Raw genomic sequence first — 18,074 nt, forward strand, 5'->3', positions numbered from 1 at the left:
CCTGGTCTCGCTCAGGTTGTGTCGGAGCGACCCGCCCGCTGGCGAGCGGTGGTCCGCTGGCCGGCGCCCTCCTGGTCGTCGCGCATGCGCTCGGAGCGGCGGCGGGCGACCTCGGCGCGGATGCGGATTCTGGCGAGTCGACGTTCCCTCTGCGTGTAGTCGATGATCATTCCGTCACCCGCCTTCCTTGTCGACAGACGCCGCAGTGCCACGGTGCCGTGATACTCGCGGATGGACGGGATGTCCGAACTGCCGCGAATATCTGGCTTGGACGGACGTGACGGCGTTCTGGTTGCGGGTGACTTCGAGAAATTTGACCGAATTTGCCAGGACCTGCCCTGGACCTGCGACGGCTGTGCGAGCCCGGCCGAGCCCGACTCAGGGAATCCAGTCCGGGCCTAGGACGTGGTGAGCAGGACCTTGCCGACGTGCTCGCCGGCCTCGACCACGCGATGTGCCTCGGCCACCTCTGACAGTGGAAGCACCCGGTCGACCACCGGCCGCAGGTGGCCGTCGGCGACCAGGGGCCAGATGGTGTCGACGACGCTGCCGACGATCGCGGCCTTCTCCTCGAGCGGTCGCGAACGCAGGGTGGTGGCGAGGACCGCTCCTCGCTTGGTCATGAGGGCGCCCAGGTCGAGTTCGCCGCGCCGGCCGCCCTGGAGGCCGATCACCACGAGGCGCCCCTCGACGGCGAGGGCCGCGATGTTACGCGAGAGGTACGCCGCGCCGATGATGTCGAGGATCACGTCGGCGCCGTGGCCGTCGGTCGTACGGCGTACCACGTCGACGAAGTCCTCGTCGTGGTAGTTGATCGCGGTCTCGGCGCCGAGGGCGAGGCACCGCTCAGCCTTCGCGGCACTGCCCACGGTGACGACCACCCGCGCGCCGGCGGCGACGCCGAGCTGGATCGCGGTGGTGCCGATGCCGCTCGCCCCACCGTGGACCAGCAGGATCTCGCCCGGACGCAGGCCGGCCAGCATGAAGACGTTCGACCAGACGGTGCAGACCACCTCCGGGAGCGCCGCCGCCTCGACCAACGTCACGCCGTCCGGCTTGGGGAGCACCTGGCCAGTGGGTACGACGACCTTCTCGGCGTACGCACCACCGGTGAGCAGAGCGCACACCTCGTCCCCGGGCGTGAAGCCCTCGACGCCAGGGCCGAGGGAGCTGATCCGTCCCGAGCACTCAAGCCCGAGGATCGGCGAGGCTCCGGGCGGGGGAGGGTAGTTGCCCTGGCGCTGGAGGATGTCCGCGCGGTTGACGCCGATGGCGGCGACGTCGAGGAGCACCTCCCCGGGCCCGGGCGCCGGGTCGGGTAGCTCCTCGATCGCGAGCACCTCCGGTCCGCCCGCGTCCCGCGTCACCACCGCGCGCATGAGGATCAGGCCTCGCTCTCGGACGGCTGGCCGTCGGACGGCTCCACGCCCGGGCGCGGTGCCCACGGAAGCTCCTCCGCCGGGCGTACGACGATCACCCGGTCGCCGCGCAGCAGTTGGGCGACGGTCGGGTCGAAGTAGCGGTGGATCTCACCGTCGCGGACGACGGCGACGGCCACGTCGTCGAGTTCGCGCGGCGAGCGGCCCTCCTCCCGGGGGAGCACCGCGCGTTCGGCGACCTCCAGACCCTCGCCGTAGCTGAGCAGGTCTTCGAGAACCGTGCCCAGCATGGGGCTCACCGTCGACAGTCCCATGATCCGGCCCACCGCCTCAGAGGACGTCACCGTCACGTCGGCGCCGCTCTGCCGGAGCAGAGGGATGTTCTCGGCCTCGCGGACGGCGACGACGACGTTCGCGTCGTGATTGAGCTGCCGCGCGGTCAGAGTGACGAGGACGGCGGCGTCGTCGCGGTGGGTCGTCACGATGATCCGGCTGGCCGTCGACACCTCCGCGCGCCGCAGGACGTCCGCGCGGGTCGCGTCACCGACCACGCCGCCGAGCCCGGCCGCGTTGGCCTCGGCGACCGCCGCCTGATCAGAGTCGACGACGACGATCTGGCTGGCGGGAATGCCGCCATTGAGAAGAGTGTCGATGGCGCTTCGGCCCTTGGTGCCGTACCCCACGACGACTATGTGATCGCGCAACCGACTCCTCCATCGCGAGATGCGCCACTGCTCCCGGCTCCTGGTCGCCAACACCTCCAGTGTGGTCCCGACCAGCACGATGAGGAACGCCACCCGCAGCGGCGTGACCAGAACGACGTTGATCAGGCGGGCCGTCGGCGTCTCCGGGGTGATGTCGCCGTACCCCGTCGTGGTGAGGCTCACCGTCGCGTAGTAGAGCGCGTCGAGCACGCTGAGCGGTCCACCCGCGTTGTCGTGGTAGCCGTCGCGCCCGATGTAGACGACGGCGACGACCAGCGCCAGGAGGGCGAACGCCACGAGGACGCGGAGGCCGATCTGGCGCAGCGGCGGCACGTAGGTGGCCGGGAGCCGGACGTCGGCGGGCGCCGCTACGAACGTCCGCAGTCGGCGCCGGGACGGCACGAGAGCGGCCGGCGTCGACGGCGTGGTCGGCGCTGTCGCGTGCGGCGAGCGAAGTGTTGACATGGCGGCACGACAGTAGCCCAGATCAGGGACACTGGCTCCGGTCCCCACCGGCCGGGGCTACTGGTCCGCTCAGCTGCTGGCGTCCTGCTCCCAGCGCCGGGTCAACTCGCGGGCGATCGCGACGCACTCGGTGAGCGCGTCGGCACCCCCACCGCGCTGCGCGGCCGCGAACCCGACGAGGAACGTCGTCAGTGGCGCGGCGGGTCGCTCGACCGCGTGCGCGGCGTCGCGGGCCAGGTCGAGTACCTCGCGGATCACCTCGGTGTCGAACGGCCCGCCGGCTGCCGCGGCGGCTCCGGCGTCCTCGGTCGGCGGAGCGGATTCCGTGCCCAGCTGGGTGACGTCCACCCCCAAGGCGTCGGACAGTTGCCGTGCCCACTCGGTGAGCATGCGAACTCCCTTCCTGCGAATTCCTGAGAAGAACGACGAGCTGGCTTCACGTGAAACGGCTTCACGTGTCGGCGGCGACCTCGTTGGCGTGGACGAGCTCCTCTGGGGTGTCGCAGTCGAGGGCGGCCCGGGGTTCGGGGACGCGGGCGACATTCAACCGCGCCAGGAGCAGGCGCATCGGTTGGTTCCGTGGGTCGCCGATCGCGGCCAGCGCCCGGCGTACGGCGGACTGCTGGTAGGCGGCGGCCAGCGGCTGAGTACGACCCCCAGCGTCGACCAGGACCGCTCCGTCAACGTCTCCTTGACAGCCGACCTCGAGGAGTCGGGCCACCACGTGCGCGTCGAGCAGCGGCATGTCGCCGGCCAGGACGACCACGACCGGCGCCGTACACAGGTCGAGCCCGGCGGCCAGCGCCGCCAGCGGTCCGGCTCCGGCTGGGCGTTCCCGCGTCCAGCGCAGAGACGACGGCAGCGAGCCCGACACCTCCCGCTCCGGGCCGACCACCACGACCGTCCGAGCACCCGCGGCTGCTGCCAGCACGCGTTCGAGCATCGGCGTGCCCGCCACCGGCAAGAGGACCTTGTCTGTCCCGCCGAACCGCCGTGCGGAGCCACCCGCGAGCACCACGACGTCATACTCCGGCGCGCCGTCCCGGCCCGTATCGGGCGCAGACGCGACGTCGACATCCGTGCGTTCCGTGTGCGAATGCCCACCCACGGGTCGAGTCTCGCACCCGGGCCCGGCAGACTGTCAGCGTGCGTGTTGCCTTGCTGCAGTTTGCCGCGAGCCTCGACAAGTCCGAGAACCTTCAGGCGATCCGTCACCTGGCCCGCAAGGCTGCCTCCGACCAGCTCGACGTGGTGGTGTGTCCCGAAGCGAGCATGCACGACTTCGGGTCACCCGACATGCCACTGGCCGGGGCTGCCGAGCCGCTCGACGGACCGTTCGTCCAGGCGCTGGCCGACCTTGCCCGCGAGCTTGGCGCCATGGTGATCGGCGGGATGTTCGAGGCGTCCGGAGATCCCTCTCGGGTCTACAACACGCTGGTCGCGGTGGGCGCCGATGGTTCGCTGGCTGGTTCGTACCGCAAGATCCATCTGTACGACGCGTTCGGCTACCGCGAGTCCGACCGCTTGGTGCCGGGTGCCACAGAGCCGGTCGTGGTCGACGTCGCGGGACACCGCCTGGGCCTCCTGACCTGCTATGACCTGCGCTTCCCCGAACTCTCCCGAGCCCTTGCCGATGCTGGTGCCGACGTCCTCGTCGTGCCGGCGGCGTGGCTGCGCGGCCCGCTCAAGGAGGACCACTGGGCGACGTTGGTCCGCGCCCGTGCGATCGAGAACACCTGCTACGTGGCGGCGGCCGACCAGTGCGGCTCCGCGTACGCCGGGCGCAGCATGCTCGTCGATCCCATGGGTGTGGTGCTGAGCGCGCTGGGCGAGCAGGTGGGAGCGTGCGTGGGCGAGGTCGAGGCTGATCGGGTGGCGGAGGTGCGCGAGCGCAACCCGACGTTGGCGCACCGCAGGTTCACCGTCGTAAATAGGGACGCTCCGTGACATACTCCTCACATTCAGGTGGTATCGGGCGTTTCTAGTTCAGATCGCCCGCCCGGCGCAGCGCTGAGGGCCGTGCGCCCTTAGGGTTGCTCAGGCGGAGCCGGAACGCCGTAAGGGGTGCAGCAGATGGCGCTGGTCAGCGAGAGCCGCAGGCTGCGCGTCCTCGGCGTGCCCGTGGACGCGGTCGACATGCGGGGCACACTCGAGTGGGTGGAGCAGCGGGTGGACAGCCGGGAGGCCGGCACCCACCTGTGCGTGAACGCCGCCAACGTCGTGCGGGCCCACGACGATCCCGACTACCTCGCCCTGCTCGAACGCGGTGACCTCATCGGCTCTGACGGTCAGCCCCTGGTCTGGGCCGCCCGCATGCTCGGCCAACCACTCCCCGAACGCATTGCCGGCATCGACCTCATGGAGCAGGTGCTGGCCCGGGCGAGCAAGGTGGGCTGGCGGATCTACCTCCTCGGCGGCCGCGAGCACGTCGTCAAGCGGCTCGCCACCCGGCTGATCGCCGAAGGCGTACAGATCGTCGGCTACCGCGACGGCTACTTCAACTCTGGCGAGAAGGCCGACGTGGTGACCCAGATCCGGCAGAGCGAGGCGGACGTGTTGTTCGTGGGGATGCCCTCGCCCGCCAAGGAGCGGTTCATCGTCGACGGCGCGGGCGTGGCGGGTGTGCCGGTGTGCATCGGGGTGGGCGGGAGCTTCGACGTCCTGGCCGGTGAGCTGCGCCGCGCGCCACAGTATTTCCAGCGGCTCGGCCTGGAGTGGTTGTACCGCATGATCCAGGAGCCACAGCGGTTGTTCGCGAGGTACGCCATCACCAACACCAGGTTCCTCGCCCTGCTGGCCCGGGCAATGCTCCAGCGTTCCCGCCGGCCGTAGGGCAGCAAGTACGCCAGCCTCCCGTGAGATATCGGGTGGGCCGATTCGTCGGATGACCATACGCTTGGGCGACGTGTCATCAGACTCGGCTCCGCCACCTTCCTCTTCCTCCACTCACTCGAACTCCCTCACCCTGCCGTCTCTCACGCGGTCGGCCAGCGGACAAGCAGACGAATCCGCCGGTCACGGTCGCGGGTCCGTAGACCGTGGGCAGAGGTCGGCGGGTCTCCGGACCGGCTGGCCGGCGTGGTTCCTGCTCGGCGCCGTCGTACTCCTCGCGTTCAACCTCCGAACGGCGGTCGCCAGCATGGGCGCCGTCCTCGGCGAGGTCAGGGTCGATCTCCATCTCTCCCCAGTCGTGGCGGGGCTGCTCACCACGTTGCCGGTGTTGTGCTTCGCGGCGTTCGGAGCGGTCGCGGCGGGGCTGGCGCGGAGGTTCGGGTCGTCGCGGGTGGTTGTCGCCGCGCTCCTGACCATCGTGGTCGGGCAGGCGGTGCGGGTGATGGTGTCGTCGATCCCGGTGTTCCTGCTGGCCACCGGGCTCGCGTTGGCCGGGATGGCGATCGGGAACGTCCTCATTCCCGCGTTCGTCAAGGAGACCTTTCCTGGCCGGGTGGGCCTGGCGACCGCCGCGTACACCACGTCGATGGCGGTGGGTACGACGCTGCCGGCGGCGCTGACCGTGCCGATCGCGGAGGTCCTGGGCGGGTGGCGTCCCGGCCTCGGGGTGTGGGCGGTGCCCGCGGTGGTGGCTGTGCTGCCGTGGTTGCTGCTGCTCCGTGGCTCGAGGTCAGAGCGGACGATTACGCGCGGCGGCGCTCGGCCCCTGGCGCTCTGGGACCTGTCCAGGTCGCCGCTTGCCTGGTCGCTCGCGGTGTACTTCGGGCTGCAGTCTCTCCAGGCGTACGCCGCGTTCGGCTGGCTGGCGCAGATCTTCCGTGATGCGGGGGTGGATGCGGCACATGCGGGTCTCCTGCTCTCGATCCTTCCGGTGGTAGGTATCCCGCTGTCGTTGGCGTTCCCGGCGATCGCGGCCCGGCTGCCAGACCAGCGGCCGCTGGTGGTGGCGTGTGGAGTGCCGTACGTCGTGGGGTACGTCGGGTTGTTGCTCGCGCCGCGGGCGGGTGCGCTGATCTGGGTGGTCATGCTCGGCCTTGGCGGCGGCGCGTTTCCGCTGGCGCTGACGATGATCGGGCTGCGGTCCCGCGCGCACGACGTGACGGCCCGGCTGTCTGGGTTCACACAGAGCGTGGGCTACCTCCTGGCCGCGACCGGTCCGCTGGCGATGGGCGCGTTGTTCGGAGTGACGGGTGGGTGGACGGTGCCGATCGGCTTCCTGCTGGCGCTGGTCGCGCCGTTGATGGCGACCGGGTTGTTCGCGGCGCGGCGGCGGTACGTCGACGATGAACTGCACCCTTCCGCCTGACCCTTCCCGACGCCATACTCGTCCATACCAGTTTGGGTCGCCCGTTTGGGTCGGGGGTCCCCTTGGCCAATAGAGCCGTACAGGGGGACCCCCACCCAAACGGGCGGCGGCGGAAGCTGTGGGCGGCGGACAAAGGGGACGGCACGATGGCGTTGTCGTACGTCGGTGTGGCGGTGGCCGACATCACGCCGGTCGAACCCGTGCCGCTGGCGGGATTCGCGGTCCGGCTCGATCCGTGGGAGAAGGTGCTGGCACCGCTCGCCGCCCAGGTCTTCGCGTTCGGCGGTCCGCCCCTGGCGGCGGAGGCGGCCGGCCGACCGGTCCCGGTCACCGCCGTTCTCGTGTGCGCCGACCTGCTGTGGTGGGGTCCCGATGTGGTCGCGTCGCTGACCGGCGAGATCGCCCGGGAGTACGGCGTACCCGCGGAGTCGGTCGTCCTCCACGCGTCCCACACGCACAGCGCGCCGCAGCCCGGCCTGACGTTCTCGCCCCTGATCGGACCCGGCGACGACGCGTATGTCGCGCGGCTCCAGGCCGCGGTGCTGGACGCGGTCGGTCGGGCGCTCGAGGACCTGGAGCCGGTCACGTTCACACGGGGCACTGGTGAGTGCCGGACCGGGATCAGCCGGCGCCGCGTCAACGCCGACGGTACGGTCGGCGGACCCGATCCTGGCGGGCCGGCTGACCACGAGGTGGGGGTCATCAGGATGGCCCGGGCGGACGGCCGCCCCAAGGCGGTGCTCGTCCACCACGCCTGCCATCCGGTGATCTCGGCCGACCCGCAGGTGACGCCGGACTACCCCGGCGCCATGCGCGCAGACCTCGAGGCGTCGCTGGGTGACGGCGTGGTGGTCGGTTTCCTGCAGGGATGCTGCGGCGACATCAACCCCGCGCTGGTACGCGACGGCGGGTTCGGGAATGGTGGGGACGCTGAGATCGCGGCGTTCGGTGGCGCTCTCGCCGCGGCTGTCCGGCAGGTGCTCGACCGGCCGATGACCGAGCTCGGTGGTGGCGAGGGTGCTGCCGCCGCGAGCGTCCGGACCGAGGCTGTCAACCTTCCCTTGCGGCGGCCCGAGGCTGCCGAACTCGAAGCCCTGCGGGAAGAATCCGGGATCTGGGGCGAGTGGGCTCGCTGGCTGCTCGCCGAGCCGGCGCGCCTGGTGGACCAGGTGCCGTTGCGGCTCACCCGACTCGATCTCGCCGATGGCCTTGCGTTGTTGGGTTTTGACGCCGAGGTCACCGTGGCGTACGGCCACTATGTCAAGGAGCGTTCGGCATCGCGGGTGCTGCCGCTCGGCTACACCAACGGCATGATCGGGTACGTCGTCACCGCGGAGCAGCTCCGGGCCGGCGGGTATGAGCCGGATCAGTCGTACCCCTATGTCTACCGCGCGGGACGGTTCGCTCCCGAGGTGGAGGAACGCGTGAAGGCCGCGATCGATCAGGCGCTGGACCTCTCGTGATCATGAAGCCGGAGAGGGCTGTGAAGCCCGTACGCCTTCATGATCAGGATCATGATCACCGTCATGATCACGGGAGCGTGCGGGTGCGGGCCGAGGAGACAGGACGAAGGAGCCGAGAATGCCTGTGGTGCCAACCCCGGTAGGGGATTCCGCCGTCCGCAGCGCGTTGGTGGGCGGCACTCCCGTTCGTACGACGCCGTTTCCCTCCTGGCCACCGGTCAGCGACGCGATGACGCGGGCGGTCGCGGAGGTAGCCGAAGCAGGCGTGTGGTCGGCTGCGGACGGGCCGGTCAAGACCCGGTTCGAGCGCGAGTTCGCGGAGTATCACGGTGCCCGGCATGGGCTCGCTGTGTGCAACGGCACCATCTCGCTGGAGATCGCCCTTAAATCGTTGGGCATCGGGAGCCGTGACGAGGTGATCGTCCCCGGCTACACCTTCCTCGCGACGGCGACGGCGGTGCTCGGCGTCAACGCACTGCCTATTTTCGTGGACATCGATCCGGAGTTCGGGTGCCTTGATCCGGCTGCACTCGAAGCGGCCATCACGCCGCGCACCAGGGCGGTGATTCCTGTGCACCTGGCCGGGCATCCGGCCGACCTGGACCGCATCACGAGCATCGCTGTCAAGCACGGCTTGGCAGTGATCGAGGACGCGGCGCACGCCCATGGGGCCAGCTGGCGCGGACAGCGGGTCGGATCGTTCGGTGACTTCGGCAGTTGGTCATTCCAGGCGTCGAAGAACATGACGTCCGGCGAAGGCGGCATCCTGGTCACCAGCGACGACGCGCTGGCCGACAAGGCGTGGAGCTTCCACCACTGCGGGCGGGCCCGGCAGGGCGAGTGGTACGACCACGGCATCCTTGGTGGCAACTACCGCTTGACGGAGTTCCAGAGCGCGCTTCTCCTTGCACAGTTGGCGAATCTCGACCACGACCTCGCCCGACGGGAACGCAGCGCCGCGATCCTCGACGAGGGTCTGGGGCGGATCGATGGTCTCGCGCCGCTCGCCCGTGATCCGCGGTGCACGACGCATGGCTATCACCTGTATCAGTTCCGCTATGACCCCGACGCGTTCGGCGGCCTGTCGCGGGCGCGGTTCACCGAAGCGCTCCAGGCCGAAGGGATCCCTGCGACCCCGGGATACGCCGTACCCCTTGATCGGCAGGGAGTTTTCGCGGAACGTCGGTTCGACCTGCGGGCCACCGGCTACGACCCCGACTACCCGCCGACGAGGTACGGCACGCTCGACCTGCCAGTCACCGAGCGGTTCTGCGCCGAGCTGGTCTGGATTCCACAACATGTGTTGCTCGGCTCCGACGACGACATTGCCGATATCGTCACCGCGGCGGAGAAGGTGAAGGCGGTGGCGCACACCCTGGTGGACGCCGCATGAGCGAACGACGACAACGACGGGAACGACGCGAGCGAAGCGAGGATGCGCATGAGTGAGACGAGGGCGCGGGCGGGTGTCGTCGCGGGTGTCATCGGGACCGGCGACATGGCCCGGACCCACACCGCGGCCTGGCAACGGCTCGGCGTCGACGTGGTGGTGTTCTCCCGGTCGGCCGAGCGGGGCCAGGCATTCGCCGCCGAGCATGGCGTCACAGCAATCACCGACCAGGCCGAGCTGCTGGCCCGGGTCGGCGTGGTCGACATCTGTACGCCGACCGACACCCACGCGGAGCTGGCCCAGCAGGCGGCGGCGGCCGGCCGGCACGTCATCTGCGAGAAGCCGCTGGCCCGCACGTACACCGAGGGCCGGGCGATGATCGACGCCTGCGCCTCGGCTGGTGTCGGGTTGTTCGCGGCGCAGGTGCTGAGGTATTTCCCGGCGTACGTCGCGGCTCGTGACGCGATGCGGTCGGGGCGGATCGGTGAGCCGAAGCAGCTCCGCTTCTGGCGTACCGTCGAGAGTCCGGCGGCGGCCACGTGGTTCCGCGACCTCGCACGCTCGGGCGGCGTCCTCGTCGACCTCGCCATCCACGACCTCGACTTCGCCCGCTGGCTGGCCGGTGACGTGACGCAGGTGCTCGGGCAGACCACGCCGGGGAACGACGGCCCGCCGGTCCACTCCTCGGCGACGCTGACCCATGCGGGCGGGGTGACCTCGGAGGTCACCGCGATCTGGGACGTGCCCGGGACCGCGTTGCGCTCGACGTTCGAGATCAGCGGGGACGAGGGTGTGCTGCGGTTCGACTCGGCGCCGGCGCCGGTGTTGCGGGACGGGTCGGGCACGGTGCTGCTCGAGGACGACTTCTCGGTCGACCCGTACGCCGAGCAGCTGGGGGAGTTCCTCGACGCGATCGCCGGGCGTACGCAGTCGAGGGTGAGCGCCGAGGATGGCCTGGTGGCGTTGACGATCGCGTTGGCGGGCGAGGAGTCCGCCCGCACCGGCGTTCCCGTGGATCCCGCGACGCTCGCGTCCTGAGCTCGTTCTGACCAATCGCGGCAACGGCCATCCGCCCGCATTTTGTGCACGGCGGACGGCCGTTGCCGATAAAGGCCAGGCGAAGTGGCCTTCGGCGTACTTTCCGCCTCCGTTGCACGTGTGTCTCCACTACCTTGTGCTCGATCTTTCGAGCCGACCTCTTTGCCCGCCGTGCACCTGAACGACACCCACGGCCGGTGGGATAGGCGCTCGGAACCCGTTGCCGGCAAGGGCTTCGGGGAATCCGGTCGGAGGACCGGGAAGGGAGTCGTTCGTGCTACGACGTTCTGTGCGCCATGTGCGCATCCTGGCCCTGATGGGCATCCTCGCCGCCGTGGCGGCGGCCACGCTCGGTCCGGTCGCGGCGCCGGCGCGTGCCGCTGGAGATGACCCGGTGCGGGTCCGGGTCGCGACGTACAACATCCACCACGGCGCCGGGCCCGATGACGTCCTCGACCTCGAGCACGTCGCTCGCGTCCTCGCCTCGACGCGCGCGGAGGTGATCGGTCTGCAGGAGGTCGACAACCACTGGGGCGCGCGTAGCAACTTCGTCGACCAGGCGAACTGGCTTGCGAAGAAGCTCGACATGCATGTCGCGTACGGCGCCAATCTCGACCTCGACCCGCTCGAGCCAGGTCAGGAACGCCGGCAGTACGGCACGGCGATCCTGTCCCGCTTCCCGATCAAGTCGTGGAGCAACACCTACCTGCCGAAGTTCGGCAACCACGAGCAGCGCGGCCTGCTGGTCACGAACCTCAACGTGCGTGGGATTCCGGTGCGCTTCGCGAACACGCACCTGCAGCACAACGACAACCTCGAACGCCAGGCGCAGGCGGCGAAGATCGTCGAACTCCTCGGCTCCACGCCGTCCCGCACCATCGTCGTCGGCGACCTCAACGCGACGCCGGACGCGCCGGAGATCAAGACGCTCACCGACGTGTTCACCGACACCTGGACGGCTGGCGGGGTGGGGGACGGCTTCACGTACTCCGTCGAACACCCCGACCGGCGGATCGACTTCGTGCTGGCGTCCCGGGACCTCGGGATCCGGAAGGCTGAGGTGGTCAGTGCTGACGCCTCCGACCACCTGCCGGTCGTGGTTGACCTGACGGTACGCCGCTGAGAACGAGTACGCCCCGGGACCGGCGCTTTTCTAGCCGGGCCCGGGGCGGCCGGCGCGATCCTCCCGTTAGCGGGTGAAGCGCTCCATCGCTTCTTTGAACATGCGGTCAAAGCTGTCGCTCATCGACGAGTCTGCTCGCCGCTGCAAGGACGTCGTAAAGGTCGCTTCCCGCGTCTGCCGGTCCGCTTCACGAACGGCCTCGACGACCGATGCTGCCAACTCCTCACGCTCGAGCCTCCGCTTGGCGAGGACATGGATGTCGATCTCCAACTGACCGTTTGTGACGGTCGCCTTCACCAGGTCGTCCGCGGCGGTGCCTTCGAAAGATCTGATTCGGTGTTCCTCGACCTGTTCGGACATCTCCGCGATCGATCGACCGATCTCGTTCATGATCGCGTCGAGATTCATTGGTTCCATCCTGACTCCTTCAGCGCCTGCCGCCACGCGATCCGGGGATCAGGAGCGGCTGGCGCCTCGTCGAGGTCGAAGCCGGCGACGTTCTTCATGGTTTCGGTCATGTGTTGGGCCATGGTGACGCGTGCGTTGAGGATCGCTTCTTTACATGCGTTCGCCAGCTCGGTGGGCGGGACGGGCGGCCGGAGGCATGGCGTCGCGGCGCTGCGGGTCGCGACGTACAACATCCATCACGGCGCCGATGAGGCGGACGTCCTCGACCTCGGGCGCACCTCCAAGGTGATCGGGTCGCTGGGCGCCGACCTGGTGGGGCTGCAGGAGGTCGACCGGCACCTGTCGGAACGCAGCGGCTTCGTGGACCAGGCCGGCTGGCTCGCCGAGCGGCTCGGGATGGAAGTCGTGTACGGCGCGAACGTGGACCTCGATCCGCTCGCGTCGGGCAGCCGCGGCGGCAGTACGGCCTGGCGATCCTGTCGAGGTACCCGATCCTGTCGTGGACGCATGTGGCGCTGCCGGTGCCGGGATCGCTGGAGCCGCGGGGCTACCTCGCCGTGGAGGTGGAGGTGGAGGTGGAGTTGGAGTTGGAGGCGGACGCTCGCGGCGTACCCCTGACGTTCGCGACCACGCACTTCACGGAGTCCGACTCGGGTGCGCGAGCACGTCAGGCGGAGCACCTCGTTGGCCTGCTGCGTGGCGTACGTACGCCGACCATCCTCACCGGCGACCTCAACGCGCGGCCGGACTCGCCGGAGGTCAAGACCCTCACCGAGTCGCTCGTGGATGCGTGGCTCGATGGGGGTACGTCGGACGGGTTCAGCTACTCCGCCAGCCGGCCTGCTCGGCGGATCGATTACGTCCTGGCATCCCGCGAGTTCGACGTCGTACGCGCTCAGGTCGTGAAGTCCGGCGCCTCCGACCATCTACCCGTCGTCGCCGACCTCGTCCTGTCTGCGGCGGAGCGAGCAGACTGAACTGTCGGGCGTACGACGCGTCTAGCCCACAATGCTTTCGGGAAGCCGGTGCAGGATCTCGTTGACAGTCTGCTCGGGCGACTCATCGGAGGTGTCGAGCCAGAGGCCGAGCCGTGGTGTTTCTTCGCGCAACGACAGGTCGAGCGCCTCGACCGTCCAGTCGCCGTACCCCGTCTTCGGGCGTTCGCGTTCCCGGCGCTCGATCACGTCAGGCCGGGGCGCGAGGACCACGACCGCCAGCGGGCGGGTGGCCACCAAGGTGACGAACTCCGCCAGGTCCGGGCCGAGGATGACATCCTGCACGACAGCGGTGTAGCCCGCGCTGGCGTACTCGTCGGCCAACTTCGCGGAGATGCGGTAGCGCAGGCGAAGTTCGGCGTTCATCGCGTCGCCGCCGTCGGGCGTGATCGGCGCCGCACCCGACACGATCATCCGCCGGAAGATGTCGCCGCGGACGTGTACGGAGCGGTCGAGGCGTTCGGCGAGCAACTGCGCGACCGTCGACTTGCCGGCGGCCATGATGCCCGTGATCACGATCACCCGGGGGTCTGCGGTGGCGGTCACCGCCGCATCCTGCCGTGACCACACGCCACGCCGCAGCTGTGTTTCTGGCGGGCGTGGGGCGTTTGCCCAGCCGCTGGTCGGTGTAAAACCGCAGGGTAGGAGGCCGTGTACGGGCGGGTATGAGGGGCCGGGGTAGCTGCCAGGGATGTCGCTGTTGGCAGGGGAGGAGACCCATGTCCGACGTACAGCTCCGCACGGCCTCCGGCCAGCCGACCCGGGTCCCTGAGGACGACGTACGGACCCTCGAGTCCCGGCTGCACGGCCGGCTGGTCAGCCCGGCCGACACCGACTACGACGAGGCCCGCGCGGTATGGAACGGCATGATCGACCGGCGTCCCGCCCTCATCGCTCGCTGCACCGGGGTCGCGGATGTCATCGCGGCGGTGACCTTCGCCAGGGAACACGACCTGCTGGTGGGGGTACGCGGCGGCGGGCACAACGTCTCGGGTGTCGCGGTCTGTGACGACGGGCTGGTCGTCGACCTGTCGTTGATGAAAGGTGTACGCGTCGACCCGATAGGGCGCACCGTTCAGGCGCAGGGCGGGGTCACCATCGGGGAACTCGACCACGAGACACAGGCGTTCGCGCTCGCGGTGCCGATGGGCCTGGTGTCGGCGACCGGCATCGCCGGGCTGACGCTGGGCGGTGGGTTCGGCTGGCTCCGGCGGGCGTACGGGCTGAGCTGCGACAGCCTCGTGTCCGTCGATGTCGTGACGGCGGACGGCCAGCTCGTCACGGCAAGCGCGCGGGATCATGCGGAGCTGTTCTGGGCGATCAAGGGTGGAGGCGGCAACTTCGGGGTCGTCACGTCCTTCGAGTTCCGGGCCTATCCGGTCGGGCCCGAGGTCTTCTTCGCGGTCGTCGTACACAGGGGTTCGGATGCCGGCGCGGCTCTGCGGTCGTACCGCGACTGGGCGGCCACCGCCCCTGACGACGTGACCGCGTTCGCGGTCCTCTGGCATGGCCCGGAGATCGAGGAGATCCCGGCCGAACACCACGGCCAGCCGATCCTGATCCTCGCCGCGGTCCACCACGGGGACCCGGCGGACGGCGAGCGGGCGCTGCGGCAACTGCGGGCTTTCGGATCACCGATCGCGGACCTCAGCGGGAGTACGCCGTACCTCCAGGTCCAGCAGTTCTTCGACGCCGACTATCCCGCCCACGAGCTGCGCTACTACTGGAAGTCGAGGTACGTCCGCGATCTCCCTGACCAGCTGATCGACCTGCTGGTGGAGCTGAACGCCGCCAGCGCGTCGCCGCGCTCCACCCTCGATGTCTGGCAGCTGGGCGGCGCCTTGAGTCGGGTGGGCGTCGATGAGACGGCGTTCGGGGGCCGCTCGGCGCCGTTCATGATCGCCATCGAGGCGAACTGGCAGCGCCCCGAGGACGACCGGGCCAACATCGCCTGGGGCCGGCAGGTGTACGGCGTCCTCGAGCCGTACGCCGCCGGCGGGGAGTACGTGAACTTCCCGGGCTTCTACGAAGACGGCGCGAAGGTTGTCCGGGACACGTTCGGGGCCAACCTTGATCGGCTGGTCGCGGTGAAGAATCGCTATGACCCGACGAACCTCTTCCGGCTGAACCACAACATCCAGCCAAGCTGACCGGGCGTGCCGCTGTTGCGGCCGCTGCTCCTGCCGCGGCTGCTCGGCGATCAGAACCGCTGCGTGTCGACGCTTCGCGGATCATCGACCTTTCGAGCGGCGTAGATATCGCCGGCTCGGGCCGAGGCGCGCCAGGTACGCGCGAACGTGAGGTGGCCCTCGAACTCGGGATCCGCGCGGTCGAGCCGGCCGAGCACGAGGCTTGGTCGACCGCTTTCCGGCGCCCGGGTGAGGTAGCCGCCGGCCGGGCTGATCAGGCTGGCCGGCACCGCGTGGCTGCACTGGGCGGGGACGGAGAAGCTGAGCCAGTACTTGTTGGTGGAGGCGTGGGCCTGGGCGAGGACGCCGAACATCGGGTCCTCCGAATAAGAGGAGAAGAGTACGCAGTCGACGGCGAGGCGTTCATACTCCGCGAAGTGCTCGGGGAAGTTGATCTCGATGCAGAGCGCCGTGCCGAACCTGAACCCGTCGACCTCGAACGCGACCGGCCGGAAGCCCGGGGTGTACCAGTGGGTGATCTCGGTGTGGGAGCAGTACCTCTTGTCGTAGCGGTCGACGAGGATGCCGCGGTCGGAGATGACGTAGAGGCTGTTGTGGGGGCGGTGCGGGGCCGTGAGTCGGTGGGCTGAGCCGAGCACGGTCCAGAGGCGCAGCTCCTTCGCGAGGGCGGCGATCTGCTCGAGCTCCTCGTTGATCGCGGGCCAGTCGACGGTCTGCCAGTCCTTGACCTGGGCCTTCGCGTAGCCGGACAGGGCGCCCTCGGGGAAGTGGATGAGGCGGGCGCCTTCCTGGTCTGCGGCGCGCATGAGTTCACGGATGCCGCGGCCGTTCTGGCGTACGTCGGGGGAGATCGCGTTCTGGGCCGTGGCGACGAGGAACGGCGTGGAGGGGCCGGAGGTCGCGGAGGGGGCGGAGGGGCCGGACGGGGCGGAGGTCATCGCGGCACTATGCCAGCGGGCGGGGCTTGGCCGCGCCTGTCTTGGGCGGGCGCTTGCCGCGGTTCGGGCAGGCGCTTGCGGTGGGCCGGGGCGCTTGGCGGCGGGGCCTCGTACCAGGCGGCTGGGGTGCGGAGGGTGGGTGGGAGAATAGTCGGCGTTGCCTCCGACCTCACGCCGGGGGCAGCGCTGCGGGCGGATCCACGACGGGGCGGCTCAGGGTAGCGGTCCGTCGGGGAGCACTCCGCAGGCGGGGAGGGCTCGCATAGTGGCCTAGTGCGGCGGTCTTGAAAACCGCTACCGAGGGACCCCTCTCGGTCATGGGTTCGAATCCCATGCCCTCCGCCCTGACCTGGGTGTTAGCCCTCCTGACCTGCGGAAATGCGGCCCTGTCGGCGCTCCGGGAGCATGCTCGGTCGGTCTCGGTGTGGCTCGCTGCGTCCGGCCAGATCTCGGCGTTTGCGTGCCATACGCGGGCCAGCCGGGGGCACGTTTCTGCGGTGCTTCGGCTCGCCGAGCTTCCGCTTTTCAGGTCTGGGCGGGTGACGTCAGCGGGGCGTCGGGCGCTTGTGACGGTCTCGGGCACAGTCGTGATGGCTGCCGCGAGATGGGTCGGTTGGCGTCACGGCCGGCGTCGGCGGCGGCTGCCATCGAGATCACTGGGTTGCCGCCCAGGGGCGGGTGCGCCAGTCGGTAAGCCCTGCATCGAGCCAGTCCTCCACGACGCGCCTCCACCGGTCGCTTGGGCTGGTGTCCTCGACGTCTTCCCAGGTCAGTTGTGCGATCCCCTCCTCGATGAAGAGGGCATCGAGGTAGCTATCGATGCTGGGGGCTACGACAGTGAAGACATCGTGTTGAGTCAAACCCGTCCACTCCGGCAATCCGTGAACGAAGGCTACGAGTTGTCCGGGCGCCTGGGTACCGAGATCGAGATACAGAATGTCGCCGCCCCCGTCACGGGCGATCGGCAACAGATTGTCTGTAGAGACCGTCTCGGCCCACCAACACTCCCGGCGTCGCCTGTACTCGCCAAGAAGAGTGCTGTAGCCGTACTCGCCGTGCTGGTCTCTGCCGACGTGATAGATGTCGTCAAAGCCGATCGGCTCACCGCCGGCGCTGTGGGGCAGGCGTATCGAGTACTGCAGCGTTCCACCGTTGGCCACCTCGAGGAGGGCACGGTAGTCGCTAGGAAGCGGCTGGCCGATCTCGGCCTCCAGCGCCACGAGCTCGCCAGCCTCGACGGGAGCGAAGGGTCCGAAGATCGCTCGCCCCCTGTAGTGGCGTACCAAGTCGTCAGCCATACCGGGATGGTCTCATCCGCTGGCCCGATGCTGGCGGACAGATCAGTCCATGCAGGCCGCGCACTGACCGGGGGCAGGGTTGGAGCCCGTCGGACGCTCGGAGGGTCGGCGGGTTTGGTCGGTGGCCTGGCTTGGTCCGGGAGGCCGGGGGCCCGTAGCCTGTCCCGGCTCGGCGGGCAGCTTGCTGCCTGCCCGCAATCACCCGCCGTGGGCCCCCGGTCTTCGGGACCCGGACCAAGCGAGGTGGCTAAAGCCGCCGGCCCGCCCTAGCCGCGTGACCGCCTGGTGCTCGACGGTGCCGACGCTGTGAGGGTCGTCAGTCTTGTGGCGGCCCTCCTTTTCGCGCCCAGCCGCGCCGGCCGACCGGGCGCCGAAGGCGCGGAGGGAGGGGCGGCGCCATCGGGCGGGCGCGGCGGCCCGTTCGGGGCCGCCCTTGAAGACGTAGAGAAAGTTCTCACCGTCCGG

19 protein-coding genes and 1 tRNA gene are annotated in these 18,074 nt (G+C 69.7%); 10 read left to right on the top strand and 10 right to left on the bottom strand.

Going from position 1 to position 18,074, the window contains the following annotated elements; genetic code table 11:
* Positions 1–11 precede the first annotated feature (11 nt).
* The 5 genes from B141_RS50035 to mobA form a co-directional block, all read right to left on the bottom strand.
* Positions 12–212, bottom strand: coding sequence for a hypothetical protein (locus B141_RS50035; protein ID WP_157181525.1), 201 nt, complete (start codon positions 210–212; stop codon positions 12–14).
* 186 nt (positions 213–398) lie between these two features.
* Positions 399–1,379 carry an NAD(P)H-quinone oxidoreductase gene (locus B141_RS0135065; protein WP_026257864.1) on the bottom strand — a complete coding sequence of 327 codons (981 nt, stop codon included), beginning with the start codon at positions 1,377–1,379 and terminating at the stop codon, positions 399–401.
* Between the two features lie 5 nt (positions 1,380–1,384).
* Positions 1,385–2,548, bottom strand: coding sequence for a potassium channel family protein (locus B141_RS0135070; protein ID WP_020579851.1), 1,164 nt, complete (start codon positions 2,546–2,548; stop codon positions 1,385–1,387).
* Between the two features lie 69 nt (positions 2,549–2,617).
* Positions 2,618–2,938, bottom strand: a complete 321-nt coding sequence (locus tag B141_RS51060) for a DUF6457 domain-containing protein (RefSeq protein ID WP_020579852.1) — start codon at positions 2,936–2,938, stop codon at positions 2,618–2,620.
* Between the two features lie 61 nt (positions 2,939–2,999).
* Positions 3,000–3,656, bottom strand: a complete 657-nt coding sequence (gene mobA / locus B141_RS46925; protein ID WP_020579853.1) for a molybdenum cofactor guanylyltransferase — start codon at positions 3,654–3,656, stop codon at positions 3,000–3,002.
* 38 nt (positions 3,657–3,694) lie between these two features.
* Here mobA and B141_RS0135080 point away from each other — a divergent pair, with 38 nt between their 5' ends.
* From B141_RS0135080 to B141_RS0135110, 7 genes are all read left to right on the top strand, one after another.
* Positions 3,695–4,495, top strand: coding sequence for a carbon-nitrogen hydrolase family protein (locus tag B141_RS0135080; protein ID WP_020579854.1), 801 nt, complete (start codon positions 3,695–3,697; stop codon positions 4,493–4,495).
* Between the two features lie 126 nt (positions 4,496–4,621).
* Positions 4,622–5,380: a WecB/TagA/CpsF family glycosyltransferase gene (locus tag B141_RS0135085; RefSeq protein WP_026257865.1), complete on the top strand. Its 759-nt coding sequence runs from the start codon at positions 4,622–4,624 to the stop codon at positions 5,378–5,380.
* 73 nt (positions 5,381–5,453) lie between these two features.
* Positions 5,454–6,806, top strand: coding sequence for a CynX/NimT family MFS transporter (locus tag B141_RS0135090; RefSeq protein WP_202806030.1), 1,353 nt, complete (start codon positions 5,454–5,456; stop codon positions 6,804–6,806).
* Positions 6,807–6,952: 146 nt separating this feature from the next.
* Entirely contained in the window at positions 6,953–8,269 is a 1,317-nt protein-coding gene (locus B141_RS0135095) for a hypothetical protein (protein WP_020579857.1), read from the top strand.
* A gap of 118 nt (positions 8,270–8,387) precedes the next feature.
* Entirely contained in the window at positions 8,388–9,662 is a 1,275-nt protein-coding gene (locus B141_RS0135100) for a DegT/DnrJ/EryC1/StrS family aminotransferase (protein WP_020579858.1), read from the top strand.
* 48 nt (positions 9,663–9,710) lie between these two features.
* Positions 9,711–10,697: a Gfo/Idh/MocA family protein gene (locus B141_RS44495; protein WP_020579859.1), complete on the top strand. Its 987-nt coding sequence runs from the start codon at positions 9,711–9,713 to the stop codon at positions 10,695–10,697.
* A gap of 274 nt (positions 10,698–10,971) precedes the next feature.
* Positions 10,972–11,820 (top strand): endonuclease/exonuclease/phosphatase family protein, encoded by an 849-nt coding sequence (locus B141_RS0135110; RefSeq protein ID WP_026257867.1) that lies wholly within the window; start codon positions 10,972–10,974, stop codon positions 11,818–11,820.
* Positions 11,821–11,886: 66 nt separating this feature from the next.
* Here the strand turns inward: B141_RS0135110 and B141_RS0135115 are convergent, their stop codons facing one another.
* Both B141_RS0135115 and B141_RS50045 read right to left on the bottom strand, forming a co-directional pair.
* Complete coding sequence (locus B141_RS0135115) at positions 11,887–12,228, bottom strand: YbaB/EbfC family nucleoid-associated protein (RefSeq protein ID WP_020579861.1); 342 nt, start codon at positions 12,226–12,228, stop codon at positions 11,887–11,889.
* Positions 12,229–12,378: 150 nt separating this feature from the next.
* Positions 12,379–12,567 carry a hypothetical protein gene (locus B141_RS50045; RefSeq protein ID WP_157181526.1) on the bottom strand — a complete coding sequence of 63 codons (189 nt, stop codon included), beginning with the start codon at positions 12,565–12,567 and terminating at the stop codon, positions 12,379–12,381.
* Between the two features lie 35 nt (positions 12,568–12,602).
* Between B141_RS50045 and B141_RS46575 the strand changes: the two genes are divergently transcribed.
* The gene (locus tag B141_RS46575) at positions 12,603–13,205 is read left to right on the top strand and encodes an endonuclease/exonuclease/phosphatase family protein (RefSeq protein ID WP_084678721.1); all 603 of its coding nucleotides are present in this window, start codon (positions 12,603–12,605) and stop codon (positions 13,203–13,205) included.
* A gap of 21 nt (positions 13,206–13,226) precedes the next feature.
* Here B141_RS46575 and B141_RS0135130 read toward each other — a convergent pair whose 3' ends face one another.
* Positions 13,227–13,769 carry an AAA family ATPase gene (locus tag B141_RS0135130; RefSeq protein ID WP_020579864.1) on the bottom strand — a complete coding sequence of 181 codons (543 nt, stop codon included), beginning with the start codon at positions 13,767–13,769 and terminating at the stop codon, positions 13,227–13,229.
* A gap of 173 nt (positions 13,770–13,942) precedes the next feature.
* Here B141_RS0135130 and B141_RS0135135 point away from each other — a divergent pair, with 173 nt between their 5' ends.
* Complete coding sequence (locus B141_RS0135135) at positions 13,943–15,373, top strand: FAD-binding oxidoreductase (protein ID WP_020579865.1); 1,431 nt, start codon at positions 13,943–13,945, stop codon at positions 15,371–15,373.
* Positions 15,374–15,423: 50 nt separating this feature from the next.
* Here B141_RS0135135 and B141_RS0135140 read toward each other — a convergent pair whose 3' ends face one another.
* Entirely contained in the window at positions 15,424–16,311 is an 888-nt protein-coding gene (locus B141_RS0135140) for a carbon-nitrogen hydrolase family protein (RefSeq protein ID WP_020579866.1), read from the bottom strand.
* Positions 16,312–16,562: 251 nt separating this feature from the next.
* Here B141_RS0135140 and B141_RS0135145 point away from each other — a divergent pair.
* Positions 16,563–16,653: transfer RNA gene (locus tag B141_RS0135145), tRNA-Ser, on the top strand.
* A 311-nt stretch (positions 16,654–16,964) separates the two neighbouring features.
* Here B141_RS0135145 and B141_RS0135150 read toward each other — a convergent pair.
* Positions 16,965–17,609, bottom strand: coding sequence for an SMI1/KNR4 family protein (locus B141_RS0135150; protein WP_020579867.1), 645 nt, complete (start codon positions 17,607–17,609; stop codon positions 16,965–16,967).
* Positions 17,610–18,074: the final 465 nt, after the last annotated feature.

Source organism: Actinopolymorpha alba DSM 45243, from assembly GCF_000373925.1.
Classification (GTDB): Bacteria; Actinomycetota; Actinomycetes; order Propionibacteriales; family Actinopolymorphaceae; genus Actinopolymorpha; species Actinopolymorpha alba.

Coding starts and splice junctions, on each gene's coding strand:
- B141_RS0135085 (WP_026257865.1), top strand. CDS start 4,622: ATGGCGCTGGTCAGCGAGAGCCGCAGGCTGCGCGTCCTCGGCGTGCCC.
- B141_RS0135065 (WP_026257864.1), bottom strand. CDS start 1,379: ATGCGCGCGGTGGTGACGCGGGACGCGGGCGGACCGGAGGTGCTCGCG.
- B141_RS0135115 (WP_020579861.1), bottom strand. CDS start 12,228: ATGAATCTCGACGCGATCATGAACGAGATCGGTCGATCGATCGCGGAG.
- B141_RS44495 (WP_020579859.1), top strand. CDS start 9,711: ATGAGTGAGACGAGGGCGCGGGCGGGTGTCGTCGCGGGTGTCATCGGG.
- B141_RS0135140 (WP_020579866.1), bottom strand. CDS start 16,311: ATGACCTCCGCCCCGTCCGGCCCCTCCGCCCCCTCCGCGACCTCCGGC.
- B141_RS0135150 (WP_020579867.1), bottom strand. CDS start 17,609: ATGGCTGACGACTTGGTACGCCACTACAGGGGGCGAGCGATCTTCGGA.
- B141_RS0135135 (WP_020579865.1), top strand. CDS start 13,943: ATGTCCGACGTACAGCTCCGCACGGCCTCCGGCCAGCCGACCCGGGTC.
- B141_RS0135070 (WP_020579851.1), bottom strand. CDS start 2,548: ATGTCAACACTTCGCTCGCCGCACGCGACAGCGCCGACCACGCCGTCG.
- B141_RS51060 (WP_020579852.1), bottom strand. CDS start 2,938: ATGCTCACCGAGTGGGCACGGCAACTGTCCGACGCCTTGGGGGTGGAC.
- B141_RS0135100 (WP_020579858.1), top strand. CDS start 8,388: ATGCCTGTGGTGCCAACCCCGGTAGGGGATTCCGCCGTCCGCAGCGCG.
- B141_RS0135095 (WP_020579857.1), top strand. CDS start 6,953: ATGGCGTTGTCGTACGTCGGTGTGGCGGTGGCCGACATCACGCCGGTC.